The sequence below is a fragment of the Sphingopyxis sp. OAS728 genome, assembly GCF_014873485.1.
Lineage (GTDB): Bacteria > Pseudomonadota > Alphaproteobacteria > Sphingomonadales > Sphingomonadaceae > Sphingopyxis.
Genome location: NZ_JADBDT010000001.1, coordinates 1086453 through 1102078, shown reverse-complemented (window position 1 = coordinate 1102078; position 15626 = coordinate 1086453). Strand labels below are relative to the sequence as shown.

Genomic DNA, 15626 nt, shown 5'->3' with positions numbered 1-15626 from the left:
TTAGGGCATCCGATGAAAATGACAAACCCGCGCGTGCCGGCTCAGCGATGGGGCAGGGCAAGCTTTTCTTCGTCGGTCAATCGGTGAGGTTTGGCGATGGGGGCGAGGGTTTTTGCGTCGAAGAGCGGCGATCGCCGCCGCTCGCCCGAGACGATGTCCTTGATCGCGCGGACGAAGAAGCGCCGCATCAGCGTCGGCGTGCCCATTTTGGGTATGTGGCTGGCGTCGCCGATCGCGTCTTGCGTGAAGAGATGGCCGCGCGGCGCGCCGAATGCGCTTTCGCGCCGCGCGGGATCGCAGGCGGCGGTCAGGATTGTGACGAAGGGGAGCTTGCCGTTCTTGAACGTGTTGAACAGCGGGGTGCGGCAGCAGGCGGCGTACCAGCGCAGCGTCGGCGCGTCGGTGAGGTGGAGGCAGGCGAGCTGCTCCCGGCCGGTCTCGATCCGCATCCGTGCGCAGCGTGTCTGGTAGAGCGGTGTGCCGCCGTGCGCGTCGAGCAGTTGCGCGTGACCGAGATGATGCGTGAGGTTCTGGCAATCGGTGCAATGGCAGACGACATGGTCGCCCTCGCCCGATACGACGCGCATCGCGCCGGTGACGGTTCCGCAGTCGCAGGCGAAGGAGAGATCGGTGTCGTGGGCGTCGACGGAAGAGTTTACCATGCAGCCCCTATATCGTCATTCCCGCGAAAGCGGGAACCCAGTTCAGCCGTTGCGTTCAGATTGCCACCCGGCGGGTGAGCTTCTTTTTTGCGCTGGGTCCCCGCTTTCGCGGGGATGACGAAATTAGGGGGTGTCGGATCAGTTCTTCGACTTGTCGACGAGCTGGTTCTTCGCGATCCACGGCATCATTGCGCGGAGTTCCGCGCCGGTCTTTTCGAGCTGGTGCGCGGCGACGGCCTTGCGGCTCGCTTTCAGCTCGGGCTGGCCGGCCTGGTTGTCGAGCACGAAGTCCTTGACGAAGCGGCCCGACTGGATGTCGGCGAGGACGCGCTTCATTTCCTTCTTCGTTTCGTCGGTGATGATGCGCGGGCCGGTCTTGATGTCGCCATATTCGGCGGTGTTCGAGATCGAATAGCGCATGTTCGCGATGCCGCCTTCATAGAGAAGGTCGACGATCAGCTTGGTTTCGTGGAGGCATTCGAAATAGGCCATTTCGGGGGCGTAGCCCGCCTCGACCAGCGTTTCGAACCCCGCCTGGATCAGGTGGGTGATGCCGCCGCAGAGCACCGCCTGTTCGCCGAAGAGGTCGGTTTCGCACTCTTCCTTGAACGTCGTCTCGATGATGCCGCTGCGGCCACCACCCACTGCAGATGCGTAGCTGAGCGCCAGCGCCTTGGCGAAGCCGTTGCCCGATGCGCCCGCGCGCTGTGCTTCCTGCGCGACCGCGATCAGGCAGGGGACGCCGCCGCCCTTCTGATATTCGCTGCGCACCGTGTGGCCGGGGCCCTTGGGCGCGACCATGAACACGTCGATGTCGGGACGCGCGTCGATCAGGCCGAAGTGGATGTTGAGGCCGTGGGCAAAGGCGAGCGCGGCGCCGGGCTTCATGTTCGGGCCGATGTCGTCGGCGTAGATCTTGGCCTGATGCTCGTCGGGGGCGGCGATCATGATCACGTCGGCCCATTCGGCGGCTTCCTTGTTCGAAAGCACCTTGAAGCCCGCGGCTTCGGCCTTTTTCGCCGTCGCCGAACCGGGGCGGAGCGCGATCGCGACTTCACGCACGCCGCTGTCGCGCATGTTCTGCGCGTGCGCGTGGCCCTGGCTGCCATAGCCGACGACGGCGACCTTCTTGCCCTTGATCAGATCCTGGTCGGCGTCGCGATCGTAATAAACCTGCATGTTCTTCTTCCCTATTTTCTTTCGTCATGCCGGGCTTGACCCGGCATCCATGGACCCCGGATCAAGTCCGGGGTGACGAAGGTTGGACCGTCATTCCTGTTAAAACTCTAGAGCGCCTCCGACCCGCGGGCGATGGCGACGACGCCGGTGCGGCCGACTTCGACCAGCCCGCATTCGCGCATCAGCGCGATGAAGCGGTCGACCTTGTCACTCGTCCCGGTGATTTCGAAGATGAAGCTGGTGAGCGTCGTGTCGACGACCTTGGCGCGGAAGACATCGGCCATGCGCAGCGCCTCGATGCGTTTGTCGCCGGTGCCAGCGACCTTTACGAGCGCGATTTCGCGCTCGACATGCGCCTCGCCCGCGTCGTTGAGGTCGACGACCTTGTGCACGGGCACGAGCCGGTCGAGCTGCGCGATGATCTGGTCGATGATCGGCGGCGGGCCCGAGGTGACGATGGTGATGCGCGACAGGGCGTGGTCGGCGGTAATATCGGCCACCGTCAGGCTTTCGATATTATAGCCGCGCGCGGTGAACAGCCCGGTGATCTTGGCGAGCACCCCGGCCTCGTTGTCGACGGTGATGGCGAGCACATGGCGCTCGCCGGCTTCGGTTTTGATTTTCATATGTTTTAGACCAGTGCTTTCGCTTCGTCGTCCATCGTGCCGGTCACGTCGCTCGGCTGGAGAAGCATTTCGGTGTGCGCGGCGCCCGAGGGGATCATCGGGAAGCAGTTCGCGAGCTGCGCGACGCGGCAGTCGACGATCACCGGGCCCGGGGTCTCGATCATCTTCTTGATGCCATCCTCGAGCTGGCCGAGGTTGTCGATGCGCAGGCCCGTCCAGCCATAGGCGTCGGCGAGCTTCACGAAATCGGGCAGGCTGTCCGAATAGCTGTTCGAATAACGGCTTTCATAGGTGAGTTCCTGCCACTGGCGGACCATCCCCATCCATTCATTGTTGAGGATGAAGATCTTCACCGGCAAGCGATACTGGCTGACCGTGCCCATTTCCTGGATATTCATCTGCAGGCTGGCTTCGCCCGCGATGCAGATGACGAGGCGGTCGGGGTGCGCGATCTGCGCACCGACCGAGGCGGGGAAGCCATAGCCCATCGTGCCGAGGCCGCCGCTGGTGAGCCAGCGGTTGGGCGCCGAAAAGCCGAAATGCTGCGCGGCCCACATCTGGTGCTGGCCGACCTCGGTCGTGATGATCGGGTCGAGCCCGCGCGTCGCGTCGAACAAAGCCTTCACCGCGCGTTGCGGCATGATGTCGGCGTCGGCTTCCTTCTTTTCGGGGAAGTCGAGGCAGCGCGTCGCGCGCCAGCCGTCGACGCGGCGCCACCATTCGCCAAGGTCGCGGCCGTTGTGGCCCGCTGCCTGCCAACCCGCGATGATCGCATCGAGAGCGCGCCCGGCGTCGCCGACGATCGCGAGGTCGACGGGGACGATCTTGTTGATCGAGCTGCGGTCGATATCGATGTGGATTTTCTTCGAGTCCGGCGAGAAGGCGTCGAGACGGCCCGTCACGCGGTCGTCGAAGCGCGCGCCGACCGCGATGATCAGGTCGGCGCGGTTCATCGCCATGTTCGCTTCATAGGTGCCGTGCATGCCGAGCATGCCGAGCCATTTACCGTCGTCCGACGGGAAGGCGCCGAGGCCCATCAGGGTCGAGGTGATCGGCGCACCGGTGAGCGCGACGAGCTGGCGCAGCGCCGCACTCGCATCGGGGCCGGCGTTGATCACGCCGCCGCCGGTGTAGAAGACCGGGCGCTCGGCCGCGGCGATCATCGCTACGGCCTCAGCAATTGCGTCGGCGTCGGGTTCGACCTGCGGGCGATAGCTTTTGTGCGCGATCTTTTCGGGCACCACATATTCGCCGGTCGCGACCTGCACATTTTTGGGGATGTCGATCACGACGGGGCCGGGGCGGCCGTGCGTCGCGATATGGAACGCCTCGTGCATGATCGGGCCGAGACGATCGGGGTCCATCACCAGATAATTATGCTTGGTGCAGTGGCGCGTGATGCCGACGGTATCGCATTCCTGGAAGGCGTCGGTGCCGATCAGCGCGGTCGACACCTGACCGGTGAGCACGACCATCGGGATCGAGTCGAGCAGCGCGTCGGTGATGCCGGTGACGGCATTGGTCGCGCCGGGGCCCGAGGTGACCAGCACGACGCCGGGCTTGCCCGTCGAGCGCGCATAGCCCTCGGCCGCGTGCGTCGCCGCCTGTTCGTGGCGGACGAGGATGTGCTTGATCGAGGGATGGTTGAAGAGCGCGTCATAGATGGGAAGGACCGCGCCGCCCGGATAGCCGAACACCGTGTCGACCCCGAGGTCGACCAGCGCCTGAACCACCATGTCGGCACCACTCATTTCCGTCACGACGAAACTCCTTCCAAATACAAAAAGGGCAGCGCTTGTGCGCTGCAACAGGGTGCGGGCAATAGGTGTATGATTCTATCCTGTCAACAGCTTATCACGTAATATTATTGCTAATTCCTTGATAGAATCGATGTTTAGTGATTTTGTGTGGCGTGCCCATTCGCCGGGCGGCTGGTTGCGGAACCACGTATATTGGCGCTTTGCATATTGGCGGGTCGCCGCCTGCGTCTGTTCGAGCGCTTCGGCGCGGCTGATGTCGCCGCGAAGGTAGCTCGCGATCTGGGGAACGCCGATCGCGCGCATCGCGGGGAGATCGGGGTTCAGGCCGCGCGCGAGCAGGGCTTCGGCTTCTTCGACTGCTCCGCGGTCGAACATCTGGACGAGGCGGTCGTCGCAGCGATCGCGTAGCCAGTCGCGCGGGGGCAGGAGGATCAGCGGGGCGAGGGTGATTTCGTCCGCGATCCCGCCCGCGATGGCTTGCTGCCAGTCGGCGAGGGTGCGGCCGGTCGAGCGCACGACCTCGAGCGCGCGCGCGACGCGCGTGGTGTCGGCGGGGTTCAGGCGCGCGGCGGCCGCCGCGTCGGCCGCGGCGAGTGCGGCGTGCGCGTCGGCCACGGGGAGCGCGCGGACCGCCTCGCGGATGCCGGGGTCGATCTCGGGCACCGGCGCGATACCGTTGAGCAGCGTGCGCATGTGGAGGCCGGTGCCGCCGACGAGGATCGGGATTTGCCCCGCTGCGTGCGCTTCGGCGATCACGGCACGCGCCTCTTCCGCCCAGCGTACTGCGTTATGGGCGTCGGCGGCGTCGATGTGCCCGAAAAGACGATGGGGCACGCCCTCCATCTCGTCTTCGGACGGGCGGGCCGAGAGGATGGCGAGGTCGGCATAGACCTGGCTCGCGTCGGCGTTGACGACGATCCCGTTTTTGAGCGTTTTTGCGAGCGCGACCGCCAAAGCGCTCTTGCCGCTGGCGGTGGGTCCGGCGATAAGTGCCACGGGCAGCCGCGCATTGGCGGTCGAGATAAAAGGAGATGCCATGTTCGTCGCGACGCTGATAGCAGCAGGAAAGCTGACCGACGAGGTGGTTCGCGAGGGGATCGACCGGCTTGCGGCGACGGGGCACGATGTCGGCGCCCCGCACTGGATCGACGAGCATGACGCGGCGGATATCGTCTTTCACGGCAGCCTGGTGAGCGCGCGCAAGGAACTGGCGCTCATGGACCATGGCTCGCTCGACATCGTCGTGCAGCCGCTGGGCGACCGGACGAAGAAATTGTTTATCGCCGACATGGATTCGACGATGATTACCGTCGAGTGCATCGACGAGCTGGCCGATTATGCCGGGCTGAAGCCGCAGATTGCGGCGATCACCGAACGCGCGATGAAGGGCGAACTCGATTTCCGCGCCGCGCTGGAAGAGCGCGTCGGGCTGCTCGCGGGCATGCCGGAATCGACTTTGGTTGAGTGCCGGATGGAACGCGTGAAGCTGACACGCGGCGCGCGGACCTTGGTGCAGACGATGAAGGCGCACGGCGCCTATACGGTGCTGGTGTCCGGTGGCTTTACCGCCTTTGCCGGGCCGGTGGGCGAGGCGATCGGGTTCGACAAGGTGATCGCGAACGAACTGGAGATTGCAGGCGGCAAGCTGACCGGCACGGTGCGCGAGCCGATCGTCGACAGCGCCACGAAATTGGAAACGCTGAAGGCCGAGGCGGCAAAGCATGGCCTGCCGCTCGCCGAGACGCTGGCGGTCGGCGACGGCGCGAACGATATTCCGATGATCACGAGCGCCGGGCTGGGGATCGGCTATTATCCGCATCCGTCGGCGGGCGAAGCCGCGGCGGCGGTGATCCGGCATCACGATCTGACGGCGCTTTTGTGGGCGCAGGGTTATTCGCGGCGGAGCTGGGTGCTGGGGTGATGATCGTTGTCGCGATCGTTCTGGCCGTGGCAGCTTGGGTCGCGTCTCTGGCAGTCTGGAAAAGCTTGCGCTCGGGCGACGCTCAGCCCACCAGCTTTTTCCGGATGTGGTCAGGAAGGGCCCCGATAAGTCGCGATAAGCGGGCGGGGCTGTTCTGGTTTCATTTGGCGCCATGGCTGCTACTGGCGCCGCTGTGCGCCATCCTTTGCGCAGGCGCTTTTTATGCCGACTTCACCTTTCCGGCTTGCGATGAAGTCGATCGACAACCTTGCGTCGTGCGATAGCGTTGCCGTGGCGCATAACGAGTGAGGTACGGATGACCAAGCACCGCATCTATTCGATCAGCGTCGCGAGCGTTTACCCGCATTATATCACCAAGGCCGAGAAGAAGGGGCGGACCAAGGCCGAGGTCGACGAGATTATTCGTTGGCTGACGGGGTATAGTCAGGCGGCGCTGGAGAGCGAGTTGGCGAAGGGAACGAATTTCGAGGATTTCTTTGCGGCGGCGCCGAAGCTCAATCCGGCGCGCGAGCTGATCACCGGGGTGATTTGCGGCATCCGCGTTGAGAATATCGAAGAGCCGTTGATGCGCGAGCTGCGTTATATGGACAAGCTGATCGACGAATTGGCGAGGGGCAAGAAGATGGAGAAGATCTTGCGCGGGTGACGGCGGGTTTCGATCGGTAGGCGACGTTTCTTCTCCCCTCCCGCTTGCGGGAGGGGTCGGGGGTGGGCAGCAACGTTGCGATGACCCACCCCGCTGCGGCTAGCCAGCAAGCTGGCAAGCCTCGCTGCCCCTCCCGCAGACGGGAGGAGAAATCAGCTCGCTCCTGCAACGGCCGCTCCCCACCCCAATGCAGCCCTTAATCCTCGATCGGCGCAGCGCCAGCTTCGGCAAAACCCGTATCTGCAAGCCGCTTCAGCGCCGCCGCATATTTCGCCGTGTCGAGATAGGGGTGCAGGCTGACGATCTTGCCCCAGCGGAGGCGGATGATGTGGACGCCGTCGTTGACGTAAGAGGTGTCGCCGTCGGCCATCACCGCGCGGTCGCGCCATTCGATCACCGCGGTCGTGTCCCACGGCGTGCCGCTCGATGCGATATGCTTGATCTCGAATTTGAGGACGGGGTGGACGGTGAACAGGCGCTGGAACCATGCTCGGAGGCCAGCCTTGGTGTGGCGGGTGCCGCCGAGGGCATGGTCGCCGGGGAAAATATGTTCGAACCGGTCGGCCATGCCGGCGAGCGCGGACTCCCAATCGCCGCGGCTGAGGCCGTCGAAAATCTTGCGGACCTGATGGCGGACGATAGCGTGGTACATGATATTTCTCCTGCTTAAGTTGACGACGTTAACATTGAGGGTGTCCAGATAGGAATAATGTTTACGATGTCAACACTAAGCATGGAAAAATGGATCCCGGATCAAGTCCGGGATGACGGGCTTCTGTAGACTATGGTCTATTTCCTGCTGCTTATACCGCGGTGATCTCGTCGGTCAGCCAGCTCCGAAAGCGCTGCATCGCGTCGCTTTCGGGGCGCGACATCAGGCGGGTGAGCCAGTAGCGGCCGGCGTCGATCGTGAGCGCGAAGGGCTGGACGAGCAGTTCGGCGGCGAGTTCGCGGGTGAACATCGTGGGCGGCGCGAGCGCGATGCCCTGACCCGCGGCAGCGGCGGTCGCCATCAGCGCCGAGCTGTCGAAGACGGGGCCGCGGAGCACCGGGACGGGGACGCCGGCGGCGGCGAACCAGAGTGCCCATTCGTCGGCGCGGTACGAGCGCAGCAGGCGTTCGTGGACCAGATCGGCGGGGGTCTTGAGACGCGCAGCGATCGCGGGAGCGCAGATCGGCGCCATCGGCGCCGCGAGGAGCGGCTCGGCATGGGTGCCGTGCCACGCGCCGTCGCCGAAGCGGATCGCATAGTCGAGCGCCTCGCCCGCGAGGTCGACGCGGTTGTTGTTCGTCGAGATGCGCAGGTCGATCGACGGGTGGGCGCGCGCGAACGCGTCGAGGCGTGGGAGCAGCCAGCCGGTCGCGAAGGTGCCGACGACGCCGACCTTGAGCGCCTCGCGAAAGCGACCGCCCGTATATTGGTCGAGCGTCGCGGCGACGCGGTCGAACGCCTCGGCGAGTACGGGGACAAGCGCGTGCCCCTCGTCGGTGAGCGCGAGGCCGCGCGGCAGGCGGTGGAAAAGGCGCGTGCCGAGGCGGCGTTCGAGCTGCGCGACCTGATGGCTGACCGCGCCCTGGCTGACGCAAAGCTCGATCGCGGCGCGGGTGAAATTGAGGTGGCGCGCGGCGGCTTCGAAGGCGCGGAGGGCGTTGAGCGGGAGCTGGGCGCGGTCCATGGATACGCTTTACCTATCATGCCTCGTCACCCCGGACTTGATCCGGGGTCCACTGACGCAACGTCGAAAAATGGATCCCGGATCAAGTCCGGGTGACGAAGAATATGAGAAATTCTCATGGCTTTGTCGAGAAATGATGCTTTGTCGCCGTGCGCGGCGATTGGCATCCCGGCGGGGAAGGGAGACGAAGATGATTGCGATGATGACGATTGCCGCCTGGCTGGCCGGGGTGAGCCATGTGCCGCTGCCCCTCGTTGACGAGACGAACGCGCAGGTGGTTGCGGGGGCGGTGGCAGACGACCCGCTGACGCGGCCGCTGGCGGTCGAGCGTGCCAAGGAATGGCTGGCGCCGCTGCCGCCGGAGAAGCTCTTCGGGAACAGCTATCTGGTCGGCTTTGGCGGACTCAGCGTCGCGCTGATCGACACCGGCGACGGTCTGGTGCTGGTCGATGGCGCGCTGCCGCAGGCGGCGCCCGCGATCCTCGCCAATGTCCGCACGCTCGGCTTCGACCCCAAAGACATCAAATTTATTCTGAGCACCGAGCCGCATTGGGACCATGCCGGCGGGCTCGCCGCGCTGGCGCGCGATACCGGCGCGACGGTGGTCGCGAGCGCGCGCGGCGCCGAGGGGCTGCGGTCGGGGCGCCATGCGAAGGACGACCCGCAGCTCGGCTATGGCGGGAGCTGGCCGGCGGTCACGCGGCTGCGCGTCGTCAAGGACGGCGAGGTGCTGAAGCTGGGCAAGACGGCAATCACCGCGGTCGCGACGCCGGGACACACGATGGGGAGCATGAGCTGGCGCTGGCAGGCATGCGAGGGCACAGCGTGCAAGACGATTGTCTTTGCGTCGAGCCTCAACCCGGTGTCGGCGGACGGCTATCGCTTTACCTCGAAGGCCGGCGCACCGATCGTCAAGGGTTTCGAGCAAAGCTATCGCAAGATGGACGCGACGCCGTGCGATGTACTGATTTCGGCGCATCCCGACAATGCGGGGACGGGGCGGTTTAACGATAAGCCGGGCGCGTGCCGCGCCTATGTCGACCGCTCGCGCAAGAAGCTGGAGACGAGGCTTTCCGAAGAGCGTGCGGGAAAATAGCCCCCAATATTGTTATTTTTCAATCTTGTGAGGCCCCGCAAAGGCGTTAGTCTGCGCCTCGAAATTGCGGGGTCTTTCATATGGCGATACCGGGTTTGAGCGCGCTCCTTCTGTCCACGGCGGCGTCGGCCGTGTGGGTTCCGCCGGCGCCGCCCGGAGGGGCGCCATCGCCGCAGATGCTGTCGTGGAGTGTGGGCGAGGTGCGCTGCGACGGGGCCGCGATTCAGGGTGAGGCGATGCAGCACCCCGCAGCCGAATTGGCGACAATGGATCCGCAACGGTTGAGGGCGACGACCTATCGCTTTGCGATCGATGCGACAGGGCGGACGCGCTCTATCGTTCGCGACAATAGTGACGGGCATCCTTTTGGGCAGGATATTGGCCCCTCGCTGGCAGCGAGCCGCTTTCCCGCAGGACCGAAGCGCGAGAATTGCGAAATAATCTATACGCCGAAAATCGCTCCGCTACCGAGCGCGCCGATCGCCGATCTGGTCGCCTATTCGATCCACCCCACCGGTCCGAAACTGCCGCAGGCGGGGTGGGACCGCTTTGGCGTCGTCGGCGATTGCCGCGACACGCCGCGCCCGGGGACACTGATGCGCGGCTATCCCGATTTTTCGAAGGTGACGCCGACGCCGGGCAGTCGCGACTGGTCGCTGGTTGGGTATGATACCGACGATACGGGTCGGCCGATCAACGCACGGGTCGCGCACAGCACAGGCAATGCCGAACTCGACGCCGCGGCGGTGGAGGCGGTGCAGGCTTCACGCTTTACCCGCGGTGCGCGGACGGGGTGCCTCTATCCCTATTGGCGCGCCGCGGCAAAGCTCGCCCCACCCAAGCGGCCCGCTGAGGAGCAGATGCGCCCGGCGGACGCCGTCTGTCCGACGAAGATCGAATGGACGACCCGGCCGAGCACCTATTACCCGCCCGCCTATCGCAAGCGCGCGATTGAGGGGTGGGCGATCGTTTCGTTCGACGTCGCGCCGTGGGGCGAGATCGGCAATGTGAAGGTGCTGGACGCGCAGCCGTCGGCCGATTTCGGCCAGCAGGCGACCTTCATCGTGCGCAGCGCTCGCGTCGTCCCCTCGCCGCAGGGCGCGTCGGGCTGCGTCAAAACGGTCAACTTCATGATGCCAACCGACGATTTCGCCGTCGACGAAGAGGGTGCCACGACCGACTGAGCGCGGCTCCGCCTGTTTATTTGTCGACGACCATGCAAGCTTGCCCGCCCTTGCTTGCGGCGGCACAGAAGCTTTCGGCTTCGCCCTTGTTCGCAAAGCCGCCGGCCTGGAGGCGGGTGAGCTTGCCGCTCTTGACCAGATAGGGCGTGCGGCCGGCGAAGGCGGGATTCTTCTTTTCGAGCGAAGCCCAGAGATTGCGGGCGTTCGCCTCGACCCCGAAGGCGCCGAGTTGCGCGCGCCAGGGGCTGGCGGTGCCGCTGTGGACCCGGACCGGCGCCGGCGTGGCCGCTGCGGTGGCGACGGGGGCGGCCTTGGCGGGCGCGGGTTTTTCCGCGGCGGGCTTGGCAGCCGCGGGTTTTGCCGGCTCGGGCTTGGGCGGCAGTTTTCCGCTTTCGGGCGGCGCGGCGTAGGTCGTGCCGGGGGTCGTGCCCGCCTGGCCGGTCGCGGCGACGGCGTTGGCGGTCGCTTCGGCGGCGGCAGCGGCGGCGGCGCTGGCGACGGGCGAGGATGGCACCGCGACGCTGCGGATCGGTTCGGGCACCGCCGACGGGCGAACGGCGGCGGGCGCCGGCGTACCGATCACCGGCGGCGGCGTGTAGCTGGTGCCGGGGGTCGAGGCGGGCAGGCTGGCGACCTTCACCGGCGATGCCGGTGCGGGCTTGGGGGCGGGGGGCGCGGCGGCGTTCACCGCGGCGAGGCGCGCCTGCTGTTCGCTGCGTTCGATTTCGGGAATCATCGCGAGCCCGCGGCGGCGCTGGTCGAGCGGGATCAGGCTGTCGAGCTGCGCAAGCCGCGCCGACGCGATGTCGAGCCCGGCGTCGCTCGCGCGCTTGGTCAGCGCATAGGCGCGCGGCCAGTCCTCTGCCGCGAGATCGCCGTTGAAGTGCGCGGTGCCGAGGACATATTGCGCGCGCGGTTCGCCGCGCGCGGCCGAATTGATGATGAAGGGCATCGCCTCCTGCCGGCGGTTCGCGGTGAAGAGTACGAGGCCGAGATTATCCTCCGCCTGCAAATGCCCCTGTTTCGCGGCGCGGCGATACCAGGCCTCGGCCTGCGCCAGATCGGCGGGAACGCCGCGGCCGAGCTTATAGGCTTGCCCCAGATTGAATTGCGCGTCGGCATCGCCCGCGAGCGCGAGTGGCCGCCATTCGGCGACCGCCGCCTGGTAATTGCCGGCCTGCCACGCATCAACGCCATCCTTGACGTCGGCATGGGCCGGCGCCGCCAGCATCGAGGCCATCGCCAGCGGCAAGGCCAGCAGGGCGGCGGTGCGGAATGAACGCATCTTATTCTCCAATGACTTGCGCCGCACCGAGCGGCTGCAGTCCCCACATGCTTTATAGCGCCAATAGGCTAACACGGCGTTAGCGACAAAATAGGGTGTGCCGAATTTGATCCGTTATGGGACAAGTCGACCTTGGGGTTTCGTTTACCATCAAGATGCGGAAATCGTTTACCCTCTTTTTATCATCGTTAACCCAATTTTAGCGCCCCGCATGGCATCCCTTCGCCGGATTTTGGATTTCCGAGGGGGTAAACGCAGTGCGCGTATTGGCATTGGCTTCACAGAAAGGCGGGTCGGGCAAGACCACGCTGTCGGGGCACCTGGCGGTGCAGGCGCAGCTTGCGGGCGCCGGCCCCGTCGTTCTGATCGACATCGATCCGCAGGGCTCGCTCGCCGACTGGTGGAACGAGCGCGAGACCGACCTTCCGGCGTTCGCCCAGACCACGGTCGCCCGGTTGGCATCCGACCTCGAAATCCTGCGCCAACAGGGCTTTAAGCTGGCGGTCATCGATACGCCGCCGGCGATCACCATGGCGATCCAGAGCGTGATTTCGGTCGCCGAACTGATCGTCGTCCCGACCCGCCCAAGCCCGCACGACCTGCGCGCCGTCGGCGCCACCGTCGACCTGTGCGAACGCGCCGGCAAGCCGCTGGTATTCGTCGTCAACGCGGCGACTCCCAAAGCGAAAATCACCAGCGAGGCCGCTGTCGCGCTGTCGCAGCACGGCACGGTCGCGCCGGTCACGTTGCACCACCGTACCGATTATGCGGCGTCGATGATCGACGGCCGCACCGTGATGGAAGTCGACCCCAACGGGCGCTCCGCCGACGAAATCCGCCAGTTGTGGACTTATATGAACGATCGCCTCGAAAAGAATTTCCGCCGGACCGTATTTGCCGCGCCTGCCCCGACACAGGGGAATTATGGTGCGGTTCGCCCGATGGGTGGTGGCTTCGGCCGCCGCGTCGCTGGCCAGTGAAGGGGAGCTCGGGAACCATGGGCGAACCAAAACCTCTCGCATCGCTGAGCGCCGGCCTCCTTGCCCGCAAGGGCGGAGCGCGTCCCGCCATGCGCCGCCAGCCGCTCGGCAGCGGCCCCGCAACCATGAACAGCATGGGCTATGACGATCTCGGCTGGAACGACATGGGCTATGATGTCGATCCCGACCAGTCGGCCGAACCCGCGCGGCTGGTCGATCTGAAGCCGCTTCTCACCGGATCGGTGCTGGCGCACAATGTCGAGGCCGAACATGCGGTCGACGACAGCGCCGGTCATGAGCTCGTGCCCGAATATGGCGCCGAGTTCGCCGCCGAACGCGCCGGGCTGAACGACGATTATGGCGCCGACCAGTCTGGTCCGGAGCAGTTTGGGGCCGAAGCACCCGAAGTTCCGGAAATCGTCCGCCAGCAGGAATCGCTGATCGAGCGCGTCGCCGCGGTGGCGCGCAAGGTCGAAGCGCGACCCGAACCGGCGCCGAAGAAGGAAAAGGCGCCGCGCGTCCTCCGCGCCCGCGAAAAGGCGGCGTTCACATTGCGTCTCGACGCCGAGCGCCATCTGCGCTTGCGCCTTGCGAGTGCGGTGACGAACCGGTCGTCGCAGGTGATCCTGACCGATCTGCTCGACGAATATCTGTCGTCGCTGCCCGAAATCGACGCGATGGCGAGCCGTTTGCCCGCCGCGCGCCCGATGCGCCGCACGCAGCGCTGAAAGCATAAGAGGGGGACCCAGACATGAACCGCAAGATGCTGATGAAACTGGCTGTTTCGGGCTTTGTCCTGGGCGCCGCCACGGGATGCAGCGGCATGGGCAAGATGGCCGATGCGCCGTCGCGCGCCGCGGGCAAGCCGGCGGTCGCCGCTAAATCGGCGAGCGACGCGCGCGTCGCGCTGGAAGCAGGCAAGCCGAGCAAGGCCGTCAGCCTGGCCGAAGCCGCGGTGGCGGGCAGCCCGCGCGACGCCGGCTATCGTGCGTTGCTGGGTCAGGCCTATCTCAACAACGGCCGCTTTGCGTCGGCGACCTCGGCGCTGACCGAGGCGATGGAACTCGGCGCGGCAGACAGCAACACGATCCTGTCGCTGACGCTGGCGCAGATCGCGCAGGGCAAGAACCAGCAGGCCATCGCGCTGCTCACCGAGCATCGCGATACGGTGCCGGCATCGGACCTGGGGCTGGCCCTCGCGCTCGCGGGCGATGCCGAAGGGTCGATCTATGTGCTGAACGAAGCGGCACGCGCCAAGGGCGCCGACGCCCGGACGCGGCAGAATTTTGCGCTGGCGCTCGCCTTGTCGGACCGCTGGGCGCAGGCGCGAATCATCGCGTCGCAGGATCTGTCGGCGGCCAAGCTCGAAGGGCGGATGGCCGAATGGTCGAAGCTGGCCGCGCAGCCGAACGCGCAGGTCCGCATCGCGAGCCTGATCGGCACGGCGGCGCAGCAGGATGCCGGCATGCCGGTGCGCCTCGCGCTTAGCAATTTCGGCGACACGCAGATGGCCGCCGCCGAACCCGCGGTAGAACTCGCCAGCGCCGATCCGGCGCCGGTCGCGGCTTTTGCGCCGCCGCCGCCCGTCATGGCGGATGCTTCGAGCACGATCCGCAGCGTCGAGCTGCCGATGCCCGAACGCGGCGTCGATGGTGTCGTGCCGGTCACCGAATTGCCGCAGCCGAAACGAGCGGGCGAAGTGATCCTGGCCGATGCCGCGCCCTATCGCGCCGCACCGCGCGTCGCGGGCGAAGGGCGTATCCGCCCTGCGCAGAAGCAGGCGATCGAACTGGCGACGGTGCTGATCCCCAAGGCGATGGGCTTCGACGCGAAAAAGCCCACCGGCTGGGCGGTTCAGCTCGGCGCCTATGACAGCCTGGGCATCGCGAAGGAAAAATGGGGCAGCCTGAAAAAGCGCAACGCCATTCTGGCCAATTTCCCCGCGTCGAGCCACGCCGCGACGGTGAACGGCCGCAATTTCTATCGCCTGACGGTCAACGGCCTCGCGACGCGCGCCGACGCGTCGAGCCTGTGCAACGAGCTGAAAGCGCAGGGTCAGACCTGCTTCGTCCGCGCGATGGGCGGCGGCGAGACGATCCAGTGGGCGTCGAAAGCCGGCCCGATGCGGCTCGCTTCGCGCTAAACAAATTAACCCGGATAAGGGGGAGGGGCGCGGCCGGGGGGCCGCGCCTCTTTATGTTTTGTATGCATGGGGTTTGCGACGGGTTTCGACCGGTTGCGGCCGATCCACTACCTAACCCGTTCGCATCGAGCGAAGTCGAGATGCCCCTCGGGCTAGGCGTTGCGTCGATGGGTGTCTCGACTTCGCTCGACACGAACGGGAAGAGGACGTGGCTGCTTTCGACCGGGAACTGCCGCAATCTCCCCTCCCGCTTGCGGGAGGGGTCGGGGGTGGGCAGCAACGTTGCGATGGCCCACCCCGCGCGGCTAGCCAGCAAGCTGGCAAGCCTCGCTGCCCCTCCCGCAGGCGGGAGGGGATATTCGAGCACTACTCAAACGACAGCTCTCCACCCCAAAACGGTCCCTGGCCGTCACTGGTACTCTACACAAGGGAACGTTCACATAACGC

General features: G+C 65.9%; 15 protein-coding genes. 7 read left to right on the top strand and 8 right to left on the bottom strand.

All coding sequences use genetic code 11. The features are described from left to right. Positions 1-41 precede the first annotated feature (41 nt). The 5 genes from GGC65_RS05190 to miaA form a co-directional block, all read right to left on the bottom strand. Entirely contained in the window at positions 42-662 is a 621-nt protein-coding gene (locus GGC65_RS05190) for a DUF6151 family protein (protein ID WP_192646187.1), read from the bottom strand. A gap of 138 nt (positions 663-800) precedes the next feature. After that, positions 801-1841, bottom strand: a complete 1041-nt coding sequence (gene ilvC / locus GGC65_RS05185; RefSeq protein WP_192646186.1) for a ketol-acid reductoisomerase — start codon at positions 1839-1841, stop codon at positions 801-803. Positions 1842-1948: 107 nt separating this feature from the next. Further along, complete coding sequence (gene ilvN, locus GGC65_RS05180; RefSeq protein ID WP_062179052.1) at positions 1949-2467, bottom strand: acetolactate synthase small subunit; 519 nt, start codon at positions 2465-2467, stop codon at positions 1949-1951. Positions 2468-2472: 5 nt separating this feature from the next. After that, entirely contained in the window at positions 2473-4227 is a 1755-nt protein-coding gene (ilvB, locus tag GGC65_RS05175; protein ID WP_192646185.1) for a biosynthetic-type acetolactate synthase large subunit, read from the bottom strand. Between the two features lie 75 nt (positions 4228-4302). Then, a complete protein-coding gene (gene miaA / locus GGC65_RS05170) occupies positions 4303-5265 on the bottom strand; it encodes a tRNA (adenosine(37)-N6)-dimethylallyltransferase MiaA (protein ID WP_192646184.1) in 963 nt (320 codons plus the stop codon). On the opposite strand from miaA, the gene serB reads away from it, so the two are divergent. Together serB and GGC65_RS05160 are read left to right on the top strand one after the other, a co-directional pair. Further along, on the top strand, positions 5264-6148 hold the full coding sequence (gene serB / locus GGC65_RS05165) for a phosphoserine phosphatase SerB (RefSeq protein WP_192646183.1): 885 nt from the start codon (positions 5264-5266) through the stop codon (positions 6146-6148). The two genes, miaA and serB, sit on opposite strands and share 2 nt — an antisense overlap. 316 nt (positions 6149-6464) lie before the next feature. After that, on the top strand, positions 6465-6815 hold the full coding sequence (locus tag GGC65_RS05160; RefSeq protein ID WP_192646182.1) for a DUF2200 domain-containing protein: 351 nt from the start codon (positions 6465-6467) through the stop codon (positions 6813-6815). 196 nt (positions 6816-7011) lie between these two features. Here the strand turns inward: GGC65_RS05160 and GGC65_RS05155 are convergent, their stop codons facing one another. Then, entirely contained in the window at positions 7012-7467 is a 456-nt protein-coding gene (locus GGC65_RS05155) for a nuclear transport factor 2 family protein (RefSeq protein ID WP_192646181.1), read from the bottom strand. A gap of 151 nt (positions 7468-7618) precedes the next feature. Then, a complete protein-coding gene (locus GGC65_RS05150) occupies positions 7619-8491 on the bottom strand; it encodes a LysR family transcriptional regulator (protein ID WP_192646180.1) in 873 nt (290 codons plus the stop codon). 190 nt (positions 8492-8681) lie between these two features. On the opposite strand from GGC65_RS05150, the gene bla reads away from it, so the two are divergent. Continuing rightward, positions 8682-9587 (top strand): subclass B3 metallo-beta-lactamase, encoded by a 906-nt coding sequence (gene bla / locus GGC65_RS05145; RefSeq protein ID WP_192646179.1) that lies wholly within the window; start codon positions 8682-8684, stop codon positions 9585-9587. A 95-nt stretch (positions 9588-9682) separates the two neighbouring features. Then, positions 9683-10771, top strand: coding sequence for a TonB family protein (locus GGC65_RS05140; protein WP_192646178.1), 1089 nt, complete (start codon positions 9683-9685; stop codon positions 10769-10771). A 16-nt stretch (positions 10772-10787) separates the two neighbouring features. Here GGC65_RS05140 and GGC65_RS05135 read toward each other — a convergent pair whose 3' ends face one another. Beyond that, a complete protein-coding gene (locus GGC65_RS05135) occupies positions 10788-12056 on the bottom strand; it encodes an SPOR domain-containing protein (protein WP_225940682.1) in 1269 nt (422 codons plus the stop codon). A gap of 257 nt (positions 12057-12313) precedes the next feature. On the opposite strand from GGC65_RS05135, the gene GGC65_RS05130 reads away from it, so the two are divergent. Genes GGC65_RS05130 through GGC65_RS05120 form a run of 3 tightly spaced genes read left to right on the top strand, consistent with a single transcriptional unit; the run spans position 12314 to position 15179 of the window. Continuing rightward, positions 12314-13036, top strand: coding sequence for an AAA family ATPase (locus GGC65_RS05130; RefSeq protein WP_192646177.1), 723 nt, complete (start codon positions 12314-12316; stop codon positions 13034-13036). A 17-nt stretch (positions 13037-13053) separates the two neighbouring features. Then, on the top strand, positions 13054-13764 hold the full coding sequence (locus GGC65_RS05125) for a hypothetical protein (RefSeq protein WP_192646176.1): 711 nt from the start codon (positions 13054-13056) through the stop codon (positions 13762-13764). A gap of 23 nt (positions 13765-13787) precedes the next feature. After that, positions 13788-15179 carry an SPOR domain-containing protein gene (locus GGC65_RS05120; protein WP_192646175.1) on the top strand — a complete coding sequence of 464 codons (1392 nt, stop codon included), beginning with the start codon at positions 13788-13790 and terminating at the stop codon, positions 15177-15179. The last annotated feature ends 447 nt before the right edge of the window (positions 15180-15626 follow it).

What these genes read in the sequence shown, in the direction of transcription:
- ilvN (WP_062179052.1), bottom strand. Translation starts at nt 2,467, where the DNA reads ATGAAAATCAAAACCGAAGCCGGCGAGCGCCATGTGCTCGCCATCACC.
- bla (WP_192646179.1), top strand. Translation starts at nt 8,682, where the DNA reads ATGATTGCGATGATGACGATTGCCGCCTGGCTGGCCGGGGTGAGCCAT.
- GGC65_RS05150 (WP_192646180.1), bottom strand. Translation starts at nt 8,491, where the DNA reads ATGGACCGCGCCCAGCTCCCGCTCAACGCCCTCCGCGCCTTCGAAGCC.
- ilvC (WP_192646186.1), bottom strand. Translation starts at nt 1,841, where the DNA reads ATGCAGGTTTATTACGATCGCGACGCCGACCAGGATCTGATCAAGGGC.
- GGC65_RS05190 (WP_192646187.1), bottom strand. Translation starts at nt 662, where the DNA reads ATGGTAAACTCTTCCGTCGACGCCCACGACACCGATCTCTCCTTCGCC.
- GGC65_RS05120 (WP_192646175.1), top strand. Translation starts at nt 13,788, where the DNA reads ATGAACCGCAAGATGCTGATGAAACTGGCTGTTTCGGGCTTTGTCCTG.
- serB (WP_192646183.1), top strand. Translation starts at nt 5,264, where the DNA reads ATGTTCGTCGCGACGCTGATAGCAGCAGGAAAGCTGACCGACGAGGTG.
- GGC65_RS05125 (WP_192646176.1), top strand. Translation starts at nt 13,054, where the DNA reads ATGGGCGAACCAAAACCTCTCGCATCGCTGAGCGCCGGCCTCCTTGCC.
- GGC65_RS05160 (WP_192646182.1), top strand. Translation starts at nt 6,465, where the DNA reads ATGACCAAGCACCGCATCTATTCGATCAGCGTCGCGAGCGTTTACCCG.
- GGC65_RS05135 (WP_225940682.1), bottom strand. Translation starts at nt 12,056, where the DNA reads ATGCGTTCATTCCGCACCGCCGCCCTGCTGGCCTTGCCGCTGGCGATG.
- miaA (WP_192646184.1), bottom strand. Translation starts at nt 5,265, where the DNA reads ATGGCATCTCCTTTTATCTCGACCGCCAATGCGCGGCTGCCCGTGGCA.
- GGC65_RS05155 (WP_192646181.1), bottom strand. Translation starts at nt 7,467, where the DNA reads ATGTACCACGCTATCGTCCGCCATCAGGTCCGCAAGATTTTCGACGGC.